Consider the following 14,532-nt stretch of genomic DNA (forward strand, 5'->3'; position numbering starts at 1 on the left):
TTGGTTCTCCAGGAAGCTTGCGGCTTGGTGGGCGTCTTACTTATTATGTTCTACCTTCGTGCACCCCCACTTACTTGGGCGGGGGCGGGGACCCCGGCCGCCGCCTCAGGCGTGATCAGGCGCAACCCTCGGCAGGCGGCGCCTCGGTCGAGAGCTGGAGACCTTCGATGCCGCCGAACCACTTGTCCAGCAGGCTCTTGATCGTGCCGTCGTCCCACAGCTTCTTCACCGCGGTGTTGACGGCCTCACAGGTCTTGGTGTCGCCCTTCTTCAGGCCGACCCCGTACTTCTCGTCCGTGAAGCCCTGGCCCAGGACCTTGAAGTTGCCGCCGGCCTGCTTGGCGAAGCCCGCCAGGATCAGGTCGTCGGTGGTCACGGCGTCGAGGTTGCTGCCGTTGAGCTTCTGCACGCACTCGGAGTAGTTGGCCGCGTCGACGGTGGTGGCGTCGAGGTCGAGCTCGCCGTCCGGGGGCGGGTCGGTGATGCGCTTGTAGGAGTTGGAGCCCGCGGCCTTGCAGATCCGCTTGCCTTCCAAGTTCTGAGGAGTGGTGATGGAGGTGTCGTCCTTGCGGACCATCACGTCCTGGTGGGCGATCACGTAGGGGCCGCCGAAGGTGACCTTCTGCTTGCGCTCCTCGGTGATCGAGTAGGTGGCGAAGACGATGTCGACCGTGCCGTTCTGCAGGAACGGCTCGCGGTTGGAGGAGGCCGACTCCTTCCACTCGACCTTGACGTCCGTGCCGCCGTTCATCTCCTTGAGAACGGCCTTGGCCACGTCGACGTCGAAGCCCTCGGGCTCGGGCCCGGTCTTCAGACCCAGGCTCGGCTGGTCCCACTTGGTGCCGACGACGACAGTGCCGCCGCCCTTGATCTTGTCGATCACCGTGGCGAAGGAACCGCCGCCGGCGTCACCGCCGCCACCGGCGTCATCGCCACCGCAAGCGGTCAGCGCGCCCGCCATGGCGAACGCGGCGAGCACCGCTCCCATTCGACGCATGTGCATGTGTACCTGCCTCATCAGTCAGTGCGTGAGAATCTTCGAAAGGAAGTCACGCGCCCTGTCGGTCCGCGCGTTGGTGAAGAACTCGTCGGGGGTGTTCTCTTCGACGATCTGCCCGTCGGCCATGAACACGACCCGGTTGGCCGCCCTGCGGGCGAATCCCATCTCGTGTGTCACGACCATCATCGTCATCCCGTCGCGTGCCAGCCCGATCATGACGTCGAGCACCTCCTGCACCATCTCGGGGTCGAGCGCGGAGGTCGGCTCGTCGAACAGGATCATCTTCGGATCCATGGCGAGAGCCCTGGCGATGGCGACGCGCTGCTGCTGGCCGCCCGAGAGCTGGGCGGGATACTTGTCCGCCTGCGCCGCGATGCCGACCCGCTCCAGCAACTCCATGGCGCGCTTGTCGGCGGCGTCCTTGGCCTTGCGGCGGACCTTGACCGGGCCCAGGGTGACGTTCTCCCTGATCGTCTTGTGTGCGAACAGGTTGAACTGCTGGAACACCATCCCGACGTCGGAGCGCAGCCTCGCGAGGCCCTTGCCCTCCTCCGGCAGCACCTGGCCGTCAAAGACGATCTTGCCGTCGTCGATCGTCTCCAGCCGGTTGATCGTCCGGCAGAGGGTCGACTTGCCGCCTCCCGACGGTCCGATGACGACCAGGACCTCGCCACGTGAGACGGTCAAGTTGATGTCCTTCAGGACGTGCAGCGCCCCGAAGTGCTTGTTGACGTGCTCCATCTGCACGAGTGGAGTGGCGTCCCCGTTCTCCGTCATGGACCAAAACGGTAAAGGGCGCAAGGGCGCTGGTCACTAACCGAGCGGTACCGATCCGATCACATCAAGCAGTCAAGCTGGCCTTTTGGCGCTGTGCGGCCGCTGTGGGGCGGGCACCGACTACCCTTGAACGTGCCATGACTGTGACCCAGGAGAGCCCCCGCACGTACGAGGTCCGCACGTACGGGTGCCAGATGAACGTGCACGACTCCGAGCGGCTGTCCGGCCTGCTGGAAGGCGCCGGCTACGTGCCCGCGGCCGACGGCGAGGCCGCCGACGTGGTGGTCTTCAACACCTGCGCCGTCCGGGAGAACGCCGACAACCGCCTTTACGGCAACCTCGGCCACCTGCGACCGGCCAAGGTCCGCAACCCGCGCATGCAGATCGCCGTCGGCGGCTGCCTCGCGCAGAAGGACCAGGGCGAGATCGTTCGCAAGGCGCCATGGGTCGACGTGGTGTTCGGCACCCACAACATCGGCTCGCTGCCGGTGCTGCTGGAGCGCGCCCGCATCGAGGGCGAGGCGCAGGTCGAGCTGAAGGAGTCGCTGGAGGTCTTCCCCTCCACGCTCCCGACCCGGCGCGAGTCCGCCTACGCCGCGTGGGTCGCCGTCTCCGTCGGCTGCAACAACACCTGCACGTTCTGCATCGTCCCTTCGCTGCGCGGCAAGGAGAAGGACCGCCGCCCCGGCGACGTGCTCGCCGAGGTGCGCACCCTCGTCGACCAGGGCGTCCTCGAGATCACCCTGCTGGGCCAGAACGTCAACACCTACGGTGTCGAGTTCGGCGACCGGCTGGCCTTCGGCAAGCTGCTGCGCGCCTGCGGCGACGTCGGAGGCCTGGAGCGGGTCCGGTTCACCTCGCCGCACCCCGCCGCCTTCACCGACGACGTGATCGCCGCCATGGCCGAGACGCCCAACGTCATGCACCAGCTCCACATGCCGCTCCAGTCGGGCTCCGACCGGGTGCTCAAGGCCATGCGCCGCTCCTACCGCGCCGAGCGCTACCTCGGCATCATCGAGCGCGTCCGCGCGGCCATGCCCGACGCGGCCATCTCCACCGACATCATCGTCGGCTTCCCCGGCGAGACCGAGGAGGACTTCCAGGCGACCCTCGACGTCGTACGGGAGAGCCGCTTCGCCAACGCCTTCACCTTCCAGTACTCGATCAGGCCGGGCACCCCCGCCGCCACCATGGACGACCAGATCCCCAAGGAGGTCGTCCAGGAGCGCTACGAGCGGCTGGTCGCGCTGCAGGAGGAGATCTCCTGGGCGGAGAACAAGAAGCAGGTCGGCCGGACGCTCGAGGTCCTGGTCGCCGAGGGCGAGGGCCGCAAGGACGACGCCACCCGCCGTCTGTCCGGCCGCGCCCCCGACAACCGCCTGGTCCACTTCACGGCGGGCGCCGAGACGCCCCGCCCCGGTGACATGGTCACGGTCGAGGTCACCTACGCCGCCCCGCACCACCTGGTCGCCGACGGCCCGGTCCGTGAGCTGCGGCGCACCCGCGCGGGCGACGCCTGGCAGGCCCGGCGCGAGGGCCCGCCGCCGTCGCCGGGCGTCATGCTCGGCATGCCCGCCATCGGCCGTCCCGCCCAGGCCGCCGCTCCGGTGTCCGGCTGCGCCGCCCACTGACCGGTACGCTCCCGGGTGCTCAGCGGCCGGAGCCGTTGAGCACCTGATAGCAGGCGTCCCGGCGGAAGTCGTGGAAGGTCGCGCACGGGTCGGGCCCGGGGAGCCCGGCGGGCAGCGTCGGCTCGGCCTGCGGCTGGGGAGCCGGGGTGGGTGAAGGAGTGCTTGCGCGGCGGTCGGTCGATCGGGGGGTGGAACGTTCCACGGATTCCGGTTCGTCCTGGCGTGCGCGCGGCTCGGAGGAGCCCGGCTGGTCATGCCGTCCCCGCCGCGCCAAGTGACCCGGCCCGTCGCGGCGCCCTTCCGAAGCGTCCGGCCCGTCGTCGCCCGCTCGTCCGTCCGGCGTGCTTGGCGCGGTGGCGTCGTACAGGCCCTCGTGATCTCGGTCGGCATCGTACGCGCCGGTCCCCGACATCTCGTCCGGAGAGGAGGACGGAGGGGGAAGCGGCTGGAACCAGGGGCTGTCGCGGGGCGCGGCCGGGGTGCCGGAATGGATCGTTGGAATGGACGCCCACCTGGGCGTTTTCGCCGCCGGTCGAGAATGATCGGAAAGCGGGGTTTCCTGATCGATTTCCGGCGCCGTTTCCCGCGGGTGCATTCGCGGGCCGGTGAACGCCAGGAGAATTCCCGCGCCGGCGATGGCCAGGACGGTGGTGGCGGCCGCGGCGGGAGCGAAGAGACGGCGACGACCTGGGCGAACAGGGCCATGGGGGGACAAGTCGTGATTCCTTTGTGATTGTTGCGCGAGCATTCCGCTGTTGCGGCTAGTGTGGTCCATCGCCCGCGGAAGCCGGAGAGCTTTCCCGATACGACCGCAGGGAGAAATGCGACCATGCAAGATCCGACCGAGCCGGATCGCCAAGAGATCCTCAACGGGCCGGGCGAACGCCGCCGGGCCGCCAAGAACAGGCCGAGCACCAAGAAAAAGATCACCGTCATCGCGGCTTCCGTCCTCGTGGCGGCGCTGGCCGTGGGCGGCGCCGGATACGCGCTGACCGCCGGGTCCGGCGACGCGGGCACCCCCGCCCAGCAGAGTCAGCAGGCGGGCCCGGAGCAGAGCGGCACCGGCGACGACGCCGCCCAGGGCGAGGGCGAGCCGTTGCAGGACGACGCCGAAGCCGACGAGGCCACCATGGGCGACGCCGACACCGGCCTGCCCGAGGAGGAGGCCGCCGAGATGGGCGACGCCTCCGTGCCGGACACGTCCGGTGACACCGCCGCCAAGCGTGACAGCGGCCGAGGCGACGACACCGCCAAGAAGAGCACCGCGACCAAGGACTCCGGCACCAAGAAGGACGACGGCGGCAAGAAGCCCACGTCCGCGGCCAAGCCGCCGCAGTCCGACGGCGACGACCCGGCCGACGGCCCGGCCGGCGCGGTCAACGGCCAGTGCGCCAAGGACGGCTGCTGACCGGCGGACCACCCCCGGGGATCGCCCGTACACCCTCCGGGTGATCCCTCGTACGAGACGAGCCCGGTGGCGCGGGGTGCGGACGTTCACCCTCCGGACGCACCCCGGCGCCGCCGAAGTGGCTCGCCGGTTATCGCGAGCATTGGACCTACAGTCACCGGCCGCGCCTTTCTAAGGTGCGGCCATGACGATCGACGCCATGACCTCTGACAAGGCGGCTGCGCTGCGCGCCCTGCACGTGCCGGGAAAGCCGCTGATCCTGCCGAACGCCTGGGACGCCGCGTCCGCGCGGGCCGTGCGGGAGGCCGGTTTCCCGGCGGTGGCGACCGGGAGCGCTGCGGTGGCGCGGGTGCTGGGGTACGAGGACGGCGAGCTGACGCCGGTGACGGAGATGCTGGCGGCCGTGTCCCGCGTCGTGCGGGTCGTGGACGTGCCCGTGACGGCCGACATGGAGCGCGGCTACGGGCTGGACCCGGCGGAGCTGGCCGAACGGCTGATCGCCACCGGCGCGGCGGGCTGCAATCTCGAAGACTCCGACCCTCGTACGGACGAGCTGATCGACCCGGACGAGCAGGCGGCGTTCCTGGCCGCCGTGCGGGCCGCGGCCGGACCGGCGCTCGTCGTCAACGCCAGGATCGACACCTACATCGCCCGCGACGGCAGCCGTGAGCGCGCCGACGCGGTCGCGCGCGCCCGGCGCTACCTGGAGGCGGGCGCCGACTGCGTCTACCCGATCGCCCTGGCGGACGAGGCCGAGATCGGCGCGCTGGTGGACGAGACGGGCGGCCCGGTCAACATCCTGTTCAGGCCGGGCGCGCCGAGCCTGGCCAGGCTGGCGGAGCTGGGCGTGGCCCGCGTCAGCTACGGCCACGGCCTGCACCAGGCCACGCACGCGTACGCCGTCGGCCTGATCCGCGCCGTGAGCGAGGGCCGCGACCCGTACTGACCGGCCAGGATCACAGGACCAGACGGGCCGGGTGGCGGCCTTCCACGGCCGCGGCCAGGCTGCGCAGCCACGCGACCGGGTCCGGGGTGCCATCGGGGACCACACCGTCGAGGACGAGCGCCCGGCCGTTCCTGAGCGGGCGGCCCGCCTCGTCGTGCAGGACGCGGGGCACGCCGCCGCGCTCGACGCCCCGCCACAGGCGCACGGCCGCGGCGATCTCGGCGGCCTCCGGGCTCTCGTCGAAGTCCAGCACCCATCCGGACCCCGCACGGTAGACGTAGCCCACCGGCCCGCGCGCGCCGTCGAACCGCAGGTGCGGGACGGGCCGCGGGCTTCTCATCTGGGAGGCGTGGACCGCCTCCTGCAGCGGGGTCAGCCAGGTCCGGCCGCCGACCTCCTGCGTCTCGTACGCGACCTCACCCAGCTGCAGCAGCACCGCGTAGGCCAGGCAGGCCGCCCGGTCACGGTCGAAGGGGCGCACCCGCTCGGCCAGGAACCGCTCGGCCGTCGCCAGCACCGATCGACGGCGCTCCGGGGCGAGGGCGGCGGCGCGTTCCCCGGCCTCGTCCGCCGGCATCCCCGCGCGGACCCGCACCGGGCCGAGGTCCCACGGCCTGCGCCCGCGCCGGTAGTGGTCCTGGAGCGCGACGAGGGCCCGCGCCCGGACCTCGACGAGGAACACCCGACCGGCGTGCGGTTGCGGCACCGGCGCCGGATCGTCCAGCAACGCCACGATCTCGTACGGTCCCGCGCCGTACTCCGTCCAGCGCGCGATCCCCTCCAGGCGTGTCCGGGCCTCGGGCGCGGTCAGCATGCCCACATACATGGCGGCGCCGGGATGGGCCATGGGAACCTCCGGGCTCAGCGGCGGCGGCGCGGCACGGGAACGCGCATGAGGTCGCGCGCCAGGAACACCTCCCCGTCGAAGCTGCGCCGCACCTCTTCCAGGAAAGCAGGCTCCTGCGCGAACGTGTAGCGCTCGGAGAAGTGCGTGAGCACCAGCCGCCGCACCCCCGCCTGGGCCGCCACCAGCCCGGCCTCGAACGCGGTCAGGTGCCCGTACTCCTTGGCCAGCGCCTGCTCGCCCGACAGGAACGTGGCCTCGACGGCCAGCAGGTCGGCCCCGTCGGCCAGCTCGAACACCGCGTCGCACAACCGCGTGTCCATGACGAACGCCGCGCTCTGGCCGGGCCTCGGCACGCTGCACTGGGCCAGCGTCACGCCGCGCACCGAGCCGGTGCGCTGCAGCTCGCCCACCTCGGGACCGCGGATGCCGTGCGTGGCCAGCCGCTCCGGCAGCATCCGGACGCCCGGCGGCTCCTGGACGCGGTACCCGTACGACTCGACCGGGTGCGACAGGCGGCGGGCGATCAGCGGCGGCACGGCGGCCAGGTCGCCGGAGACGGGGTGCTCCTCGATGACCCCGGTGTCGGCGAAGACGGCGGCGTGCCGCAGCCTGCGCCAGTATTCGAGCCCGGAGGCGGGGAAGACGGCCCGCACGGGATGGCGCACCCTGTCACGGGCGACGCGCTGGACGACGCCGGGCACGCCCAGGCAGTGGTCGCCGTGGAAATGCGTCACGCAGATCCAGTGCACGTCGCCGGCGCTCACCCCGGCGTGCAGCATCTGCCGCTGGGTGCCCTCGCCCGGGTCGAACAGGTAGCCTTGCCCGTCCCAGCGCAACAGGTAGCCGTTGTGGTTACGGTGTCGGGTGGGGACCGCGCTGGAGGTGCCGAGGATGACGAGTTCACGGGAAGACATGATGACCACCGTCGCGTTCGCCGAGGTGCCGACGCCCGTCGGGCCGTTCGTGCTGGCCGTCACCGATGACGGCCTGGTCGCGTCGGGCTGGGGCTCTCGCGAGCGGCTGCGCGACCGCCTCGGCCTGCCTGAGGTCCATGACCCGGATCGTACGGCTTCCGTGGTCGGCGAGCTGCTCGCCTATTTCGCCGGCGACGCGCGGCGGTTCGAGACGCCGATCGACTGGCGGCTGACGTCGGGCGTGCGGCGCGAGGTGCTGCGGACGCTGCACGCGGTCCCGTACGGCACCGCCGTGACCTACGGTGAGCTGGCGGCGCGCAGCGGCACCGGCGTGCCCGCGCGCGGGATCGGCTCGATCATGGGCTCCAACCCGCTGCCGATCGTGGTGCCGTGTCACCGGGTGGTCGCGGGCAACGGGCTGGGCGGGTTCAGCGGCGGCGTCGGCGTCGAGACCAAGCGCTGGCTGCTGACCCACGAGGGCTACCTGCAGCCCACACTGCTCGATCTGTAGCGGACACTGGTAGGCGTGCGTCACCCAGTCATCGCCGTCGTGGGGCCCACCGCGGCCGGTAAGTCCGATCTCGCCGTCGATCTCGCGCTGCGGCTCGGCGGGGAGTGCGTCAACGCCGACTCCATGCAGCTCTACCGCGGCATGGACATCGGCACCGCCAAGCTCACCGAGGCCGAGCGGCGGGGGGTTCCCCACCACCTGCTCGACGTCTGGGACGTGACGGTGACGGCCAGCGTGGCGGAGTACCAGAAGCTGGTCAGGCCGCTGATCGAGGCGATCGGCGTGCCGGTGCTCGTGGGCGGGAGCGGCCTGTACGTGCGGGCGGCCATCGACGACCTGGAGTTCCCCGGCACCGACCCGGAGATCCGGGCCCGGCTGGAGGCGGAGCTGGCCGAGCGCGGCACCGCGCCGCTGTACGCGCGGCTGAGCGAGCTCGACCCGGCGGCGGCCGCGGCGATCCTGCCGAGCAACGGCCGGCGCATCGTGCGCGCGCTGGAGGTGATCGAGCACTCCGGCCGGCCGTTCTCGGCCACCATGCCGTCCTACGAGGCGGTCTACCCGAGCGTGCAGCTCGGCCTTGAGGTGCCCCGCCCGGTGCTCGACGAGCGGATCGAGACCCGGGTCGAGCGGATGTGGGCGGCGGGCCTGGTCGACGAGGTGCGCGGGCTGCTCGGGCAGGGCCTGGCCGAGGGCCGCACGGCCGGCCGGGCGCTCGGCTACGCCCAGGTGATCCGCTGGCTGGAGGGGGAGTGCAGCGAGCAGGAGGCGTTCGCGGAGACGGTGCGGGCGACCCGGCGCTTCGCCCGGCGGCAGGAGTCGTGGTTCCGCCGCGATCCGCGGGTGCGCTGGCTCCCGTACGACGACCCTGATCTGCTCGACAGGTCCCTGGCGCTGATAGCCGGGCAGGCGTCCGGATAAAATCGGCCAATGCGCTTTCTCAAGGGGCACGGCACCGAGAACGACTTCGTCATCCTTCCCGATCCCGATGGCGAGCTCGACCTGGCCGCCTCCCTCGTCGCCCGCGTCTGCGACAGGCGGGCCGGCCTGGGGGCCGACGGCGTGCTCCGCGTCGTGCGCACCAAGCAGGTGCCCGAGGTGGCCGACGAGCCGGCCGAGTGGTTCATGGACTACCGCAACGCCGACGGCAGCGTGGCCGAGATGTGCGGCAACGGCACCCGCGTCTTCGCCCGCTACCTGGTCGACGCCGGGCTGGTGCACGGCGACGAGTTCGACGTCGCCACCCGGGGCGGCGTCCGGCGGATCCGGATGGAGCCCGACGGCGAGGTGTCCGTCGACATGGGCAAGCCCGAGGTGCTGGGCGCCAGCGCCGCCATCGTGGGCGGCGTCACGTACGAGGGCGTGCACGTCACCCTGGGCAACCCGCACCTCGCCTGCTCGATCGGCGACCCGGTGGCCCAGCTCGACCTCACCCACCAGCCGACCTTCGACCCCGGGGTGTTCCCCGCCGGGGTCAACATCGAGCTGTTCAACGCGGTCGGCACCAGCCGGGCGGTGATGCGGGTGCACGAGCGCGGTTCCGGCGAGACCCGGTCCTGCGGCACCGGCGCGGTCGCCACCGCGGTCGCGGCCGCCGCGCTGTCCGGAGAGACCACCGGCACGTGGACGATCGAGGTGCTGGGCGGCACCCTCACCGTGGTGCTCGACGAGGAGACGAGCTATCTGCGCGGCCCGGCGGTCATCGTGGCCTCGGGCGAACTGATGCTTGCAGAATGATGTTCTCCTAAGGGATGCTGGGTCTGTTTCTCGAACCGAGAGGGGTTTCGATGGCAGACCCGCGCACCACCGCCGTCCAGGTGAAGGGGCCCATCGGGCAGTACGGCGGCGGCTTCATGATCTCCCGCGAGGCCAAGGCGGCGTGCGAGGAGTACGCCATGGGCCCCCGCGAGTTCTACTTCCGCGGCCGGTGCGGCGTGCTCGGCGAGTGCGAGGCCGACGTGGTCGCGGCGGTGGCCGTGTTCTTCCCGGTCGAGCATGTCAGGGAGAGCTGGGAGGGCGGCCGCAAGATGCCCGTGGAGCAGGCCGTCGAGCTGTACGCGGGAGCCTGTCAGGAGTGGGGCCGGCGCAAGCTCGGCGGGTACGACGGCTGCGCCAGGATCGCCGAGCTGCTGGAGAAAGTCGCCGAGGCGGCCTCGCCGATCGGGGCCCCGCTGTTCGCCGGGTGGCGCACCGTCCCGCTGGCCGGAGACCCGCCCGCGCGGGCCGCCCAGCTCCTGCACGTGCTGCGTGAGCTGCGGGGCGGGCTGCACGCCAACACGGTGCTCGCCGCCGGGATGGATCCTCTGGACGCGACGCTGACCGCCGCGCACGACGGGACCCCGCTGGGCGACCGGAGCGGTCAGATGGTCGCCCAGTTCCTGCAGTGGCCCGAGCCTTACCCGACGCCGGGACCGGAGCTCATCGCGCGCCGGGCCGCCGTCGAGAACGCCACCGACGATCTGATGGCACAGGTATTTTCCGTGCTAAATAGCGACGAATCGGACGAGCTCATCGGGCTTCTGCGTTTGGGGCACGCTCATTGACCTGGCAGACTGACTGCCCATGGACGTGGACATCTGGGCGTGGGTCGGCGAAACCCAGCAGCAGCTTTCCGAGGCGGGCAACGTAGGCCTCGCCATGGCTCTGGGAGACCTGCCCGCGCAGGCCTACGAAGGGCGATACCCGCAGCTCGACGTGATGGCCCCGGCCATCGCCCAGCAGGCGGAGGCCCTGGAGCTGCCCTGGCTGGAGTTCTACGCCCGCTACTGGCACCTCGTCGGCCGCATCGGCGACCGCGTCCAGGGCGCGGTCGCGATCGAGGACGCCGAGCACCTGCTCGAGTTCGCCCAGCGCGAAGACGTCCGCGGCTGCCCGGCCGGTCCGGCCGCGGTCGAGGCGCTCGCCGTCGTGTGGGCCAACACCGACGGCCCCGGCTACGCCGCCCAGCGGCTGGAGCTGCTGGGCCCGGCCATCGAGCAGGCCGAGCCCGCGGGGCCCGCGTTCTCGGGCCTCGTGACCCAGTACGTCTCCGCGCTCGTCGACGCCGGCCGGGCCGGGGAGGCCGTGGCCTACGCCGAGTCCGCCGTCGAGCGGCTGCGCGCCGCCGGTCGCGAGGCGAGCTGGGAGCTCGGCGCCGAGAGCGCCCGCGCGCTGCTCGCCGACGGCCGCGCCGAGGCCGCGCTCGACGCCCTGCAGGCCGCCGCCGGGTTCCAGGCCGACGACCCGGTCGCCAAGGAGCACCGCGACGGCGTGCGCCGCGCGCTCATCCTGGCCACCCTCGACCGCATCACCGAGGCCGTCGACGCGCTGCCCGACCTCGACGTGGTCGGCGAGCACCCGCGGGTGTTCGTGGAGTGGGCGCAGGCCGTCTACAAACTGTCCGGCTCCTCCCAGATCACCAACACCTGGCAGCTCGGCCGCGTGCTGCGCCAGTGGATCGACTACTTCGGCATGATGGGCGGCTACCGCTCCCGCGTCGAGCTCGCCCTGGTGGCGGGCGACCTGGCCGTCGGCAGGCAGGGCGTCTGGCAGGCCAAGGCCCTGGCCGACCTGGTCGAGTCCGCCGCCGCCGAGCTGCGCGACGACTCCGGCGTGGCCGAGCGCGTCGCCGCGCTGCGGGCCGCCGCCGAGGCCACCGCCGAGCCCGAGGCTCCCGGCCCCGAGGCCGAGCGCGTCGCCTACTTCGACGCCGCCGACGGCTACAACGCCGACCCCGAGCGCTGGATCGGCTGGCTCGCCCCGCTGTCCGGCAGCGACATCGAGGCCACCCGCCGCCACACCACCACGCTCGGCTTCCTGGGCTACCCCGCGACCGGCGCCGACATCTACTGGAAGATGCTCGTCGACTCCGGCGACATCGCCTCCGCCGACCCCGACGACGTGGCCTACCTGACCACGCTCCTCGTCGAGGCCCGGCAGGACGAGCGGCTGGAGCAGATGGCCGGCATGCTGCCGCACGCCGCCAAGCACCTCACGCTCGCCCGCCTCCACGTCGCCCGCGAGCGCTGGGCCGAGGCCCTCGACAACGCCGAGCACGCCGTGGCCGCGGGCGCCGGGGTCGACGGCCGCCGCATCGTCGCCACCGCCGCCCAGCAGCTCGACCAGAACGCCAAGGGCGCCCAGGCGCTGCTGGAGGTCCTCGGCGACCTCGGCGACGAAGACATCTGGCGCATGATCGTCATGGCCACCGCCGCCGAGGACTGGGACACCGTCCGCAAGGGCGCCGCCAAGATCGGCATGCCGATCAAGTCGACCGAAGGGCCGATCGAGGAGGAGATGGGCCTGATCCGGGTCATCCTCCCCGCCCCCGACGGCGGCCGCCGCCAGGTGCTCTCGATCCGCACCGGCCCCGCCACCGCCCGGCTGGCGCTGCCGCAGCCGCGCGGCATGGAATACAACGCGGGCGACCTCGTGGTGTTCGACCCGCAGCTGCTGGAGCCGCTGCCCGAGGACCCCGAGGAGCAGAAGAACTTCGTGCCGCCGTTCGCCGCGGTGAGCATCCTGCGGCCCGGCGGCTACACGAGCTACTTCTTCGACGGGGCCGCGCCGAGCGAGTCCGACTGGGCCGAGTTCACCGAGGTCATGGCCGAGCGCGGCTGGCCGATGTGGGTCTACAGCGACGAGAACTACCAGGTCAACCACCCGACCAGCGGCGAGCAGATCCCCGGCGTGTTCGGCTGGGTGGCGGTGCCTCCGGGCGTCTCGCCGGTCGAGGTCGACGCCTTGCTCGACGACGCCACCGAGCGCTGGTCCCACCCGCTGGCCTGGCTCGACCTCGCCCGTGAGGTCGACGTCGAGGTCGAGCGGCACGAGCGCATCGTCAAGGAGTACGGTCTCTGACCATGCTGGGGCGTTTCGCGCTCGACGGGAAGGTCGCCGTCGTCACCGGCGCGTCCTCGGGGCTGGGGGTGGCCTTCGCCAGAGGGCTCGCCGAGGCCGGGGCCGACGTCGTCATCGGCGCGCGCCGGGTCGAGCGGCTCGGTGAGACGCGGCGGCTGGTCGAGGAGACCGGCCGCCGGTGCCTGGCCGTGGCCACCGACGTGGCCCGGCCGGAAGACTGCACGGCGCTGGTGGAGGCGGCCGTCGCCGAGTTCGGCGCGGTCGACGTGCTGATCAACAACGCCGGGGTCGGCACCGCCGTGCCCGCGCTGCGTGAGACGCCGGAGGAGTTCCGGCAGGTGATCGACGTCAACCTGCTCGGCACCTACTGGATGGCGCAGGCTTGCGCGCGGGTGATGCGGCCCGGCTCGTCCGTGGTCAACATCGGCAGCGTGCTCGGCGGCACCACCGCCGGGCTTCCGCAGGCCGCCTACAGCGCGTCCAAGGCGGGCGTCGAGGGCCTCACCCGGGATCTCGCTCAGCAGTGGACCGGGCGGCGGGGGATCCGGGTCAACTGCCTGGTGCCGGGGTTCTTCGCCTCTGAGATGACCGAGCAGTACCAGCCCGGCTACCTGGAGCGGGTCGTGGAGCAGCGGGTGCCGATGGCTCGTCCTGGCGACCCGGCCGAGCTGGTGGCGGCCGCGGTGTTCCTGGCCAGTGACGCCGCCTCCTACATCACCGGCGTCACCCTCCCGGTCGACGGCGGCCTCCTCATCACCTGATCACGCGCCAGGGGGATGGGTTTCGTGTCGGTGGGGGAGGGGCCGTGGGTCATCCTCCCGGTCGACGGCGGCCTCCTCATCACCTGATCACGCGCGAGGGGGATGGGTTTGGTGTCGGTGGGGGAGGGCCGTGGGTCATCCTCCCGGTCGACGGCGGCTCACCTGATCACGCGCGAGGGGGAGGGTCGGCTCTCAGCGGGGGAGGAGGCCGTGGAGGGCTGTTTCGACGAGGGTGTCGGCGTAGGCGTGGGTGAGGGGGCCCGAGCGGTGCAGCCAGCGGCTGAGCAGCGGCCCCCAGATCAGGTCGACCGCCACGTCCAGGTCGAGGTCCTCGGGTAGGTGGCCGGCCTGCTGGGCGGCGCGCAGCCGGGCCTTCTTCAGCTCCTTCATCGGCCCGTCCAGCCGCTCGGCGTAGAGAGCGGCCAGCTCCGGGTCGTTCATGATCTCGATGGTGAGCGCGCGCAGCGGCCGGTCGTAGCGCGGGTCGGCGAATTCGTCGACGGTGGCGCGCAGCACCACCTTGAGGTCGGCCTCCAGGTCGCCGGTGTCGGGCAGGCCCTCCTGCCCGTCCTGGCCCTGCGACAGGCTCAGGAACGCGTCGAAGAGCACCGCGCCCTTGGACGGCCACCATCGGTAGATCGTCTGCTTGCCGACGCCCGCCCTGGCGGCGATGCCCTCGACGCTGAGTTTGGCGTAGCCCACCTCTCCGGCCAGCTCGAAGGCGGCGGTGAGGATGGCGCGGCGGGAGGCTTCGCTGCGGCGGCCCGCGTCGGGTGTGGTTCGTCGTTGCACGCCCCGATCCTAGCAAGAGACGAGACGGTCCGTCTCCATGCGGGGAGGCTCTTGTCCAGTGGATCGCTGGGCCTTATGTTCGTTGCGTAGTCCGGTCCGTGTTGCGTAT

At 72.0% G+C, this 14,532-nt stretch carries 15 protein-coding genes; 9 read left to right on the top strand and 6 right to left on the bottom strand.

Features of this window, described 5'->3' with window-relative positions:
* Positions 1–115: 115 nt before the first annotated feature.
* Together ACGFI7_RS11600 and ACGFI7_RS11605 are read right to left on the bottom strand one after the other, a co-directional pair.
* Entirely contained in the window at positions 116–1,003 is an 888-nt protein-coding gene (locus ACGFI7_RS11600) for a glutamate ABC transporter substrate-binding protein (RefSeq protein WP_393402398.1), read from the bottom strand.
* Between the two features lie 18 nt (positions 1,004–1,021).
* Positions 1,022–1,777, bottom strand: a complete 756-nt coding sequence (locus ACGFI7_RS11605) for an amino acid ABC transporter ATP-binding protein (protein WP_393402401.1) — start codon at positions 1,775–1,777, stop codon at positions 1,022–1,024.
* Positions 1,778–1,914: 137 nt separating this feature from the next.
* On the opposite strand from ACGFI7_RS11605, the gene miaB reads away from it, so the two are divergent.
* Positions 1,915–3,408, top strand: coding sequence for a tRNA (N6-isopentenyl adenosine(37)-C2)-methylthiotransferase MiaB (gene miaB, locus ACGFI7_RS11610; RefSeq protein WP_393402403.1), 1,494 nt, complete (start codon positions 1,915–1,917; stop codon positions 3,406–3,408).
* 19 nt (positions 3,409–3,427) lie between these two features.
* Here miaB and ACGFI7_RS11615 read toward each other — a convergent pair whose 3' ends face one another.
* Positions 3,428–3,610: a hypothetical protein gene (locus tag ACGFI7_RS11615; RefSeq protein WP_393402405.1), complete on the bottom strand. Its 183-nt coding sequence runs from the start codon at positions 3,608–3,610 to the stop codon at positions 3,428–3,430.
* 627 nt (positions 3,611–4,237) lie between these two features.
* Between ACGFI7_RS11615 and ACGFI7_RS11620 the strand changes: the two genes are divergently transcribed.
* Both ACGFI7_RS11620 and ACGFI7_RS11625 read left to right on the top strand, forming a co-directional pair.
* Positions 4,238–4,816, top strand: coding sequence for a hypothetical protein (locus tag ACGFI7_RS11620; RefSeq protein ID WP_393402407.1), 579 nt, complete (start codon positions 4,238–4,240; stop codon positions 4,814–4,816).
* A gap of 184 nt (positions 4,817–5,000) precedes the next feature.
* Positions 5,001–5,762, top strand: a complete 762-nt coding sequence (locus ACGFI7_RS11625) for an isocitrate lyase/phosphoenolpyruvate mutase family protein (RefSeq protein WP_393402409.1) — start codon at positions 5,001–5,003, stop codon at positions 5,760–5,762.
* A 10-nt stretch (positions 5,763–5,772) separates the two neighbouring features.
* On the opposite strand, the gene ACGFI7_RS11630 is transcribed toward ACGFI7_RS11625, so the two are convergent.
* Positions 5,773–6,609, bottom strand: coding sequence for a hypothetical protein (locus tag ACGFI7_RS11630; protein ID WP_393402412.1), 837 nt, complete (start codon positions 6,607–6,609; stop codon positions 5,773–5,775).
* A gap of 14 nt (positions 6,610–6,623) precedes the next feature.
* Positions 6,624–7,523, bottom strand: coding sequence for a ribonuclease Z (locus tag ACGFI7_RS11635; RefSeq protein WP_393402415.1), 900 nt, complete (start codon positions 7,521–7,523; stop codon positions 6,624–6,626).
* Here ACGFI7_RS11635 and ACGFI7_RS11640 point away from each other — a divergent pair.
* From ACGFI7_RS11640 to ACGFI7_RS11665, 6 genes are read left to right on the top strand one after another with little or no spacing between them, the layout of a single operon-like run.
* Positions 7,501–8,034, top strand: a complete 534-nt coding sequence (locus ACGFI7_RS11640; RefSeq protein WP_393402418.1) for a methylated-DNA--[protein]-cysteine S-methyltransferase — start codon at positions 7,501–7,503, stop codon at positions 8,032–8,034. The two genes, ACGFI7_RS11635 and ACGFI7_RS11640, sit on opposite strands and share 23 nt — an antisense overlap.
* A gap of 15 nt (positions 8,035–8,049) precedes the next feature.
* Positions 8,050–8,952, top strand: a complete 903-nt coding sequence (gene miaA, locus ACGFI7_RS11645) for a tRNA (adenosine(37)-N6)-dimethylallyltransferase MiaA (protein ID WP_393402420.1) — start codon at positions 8,050–8,052, stop codon at positions 8,950–8,952.
* A gap of 9 nt (positions 8,953–8,961) precedes the next feature.
* Entirely contained in the window at positions 8,962–9,768 is an 807-nt protein-coding gene (dapF, locus tag ACGFI7_RS11650; protein WP_393402423.1) for a diaminopimelate epimerase, read from the top strand.
* Positions 9,769–9,818: 50 nt separating this feature from the next.
* The gene (locus tag ACGFI7_RS11655; protein ID WP_393402425.1) at positions 9,819–10,574 is read left to right on the top strand and encodes a hypothetical protein; all 756 of its coding nucleotides are present in this window, start codon (positions 9,819–9,821) and stop codon (positions 10,572–10,574) included.
* A gap of 19 nt (positions 10,575–10,593) precedes the next feature.
* Positions 10,594–12,870: a tetratricopeptide repeat protein gene (locus tag ACGFI7_RS11660; RefSeq protein ID WP_393402428.1), complete on the top strand. Its 2,277-nt coding sequence runs from the start codon at positions 10,594–10,596 to the stop codon at positions 12,868–12,870.
* A 2-nt stretch (positions 12,871–12,872) separates the two neighbouring features.
* Positions 12,873–13,631 (top strand): SDR family NAD(P)-dependent oxidoreductase, encoded by a 759-nt coding sequence (locus ACGFI7_RS11665; RefSeq protein ID WP_393402430.1) that lies wholly within the window; start codon positions 12,873–12,875, stop codon positions 13,629–13,631.
* A 192-nt stretch (positions 13,632–13,823) separates the two neighbouring features.
* Here ACGFI7_RS11665 and ACGFI7_RS11670 read toward each other — a convergent pair whose 3' ends face one another.
* Positions 13,824–14,423, bottom strand: coding sequence for a TetR/AcrR family transcriptional regulator (locus tag ACGFI7_RS11670; protein ID WP_393402433.1), 600 nt, complete (start codon positions 14,421–14,423; stop codon positions 13,824–13,826).
* Between the last annotated feature and the right edge of the window lie 109 nt (positions 14,424–14,532).

This window comes from Nonomuraea sp. NPDC048826 (genome assembly GCF_043198225.1).
Classification (GTDB): domain Bacteria; phylum Actinomycetota; class Actinomycetes; order Streptosporangiales; family Streptosporangiaceae; genus Nonomuraea.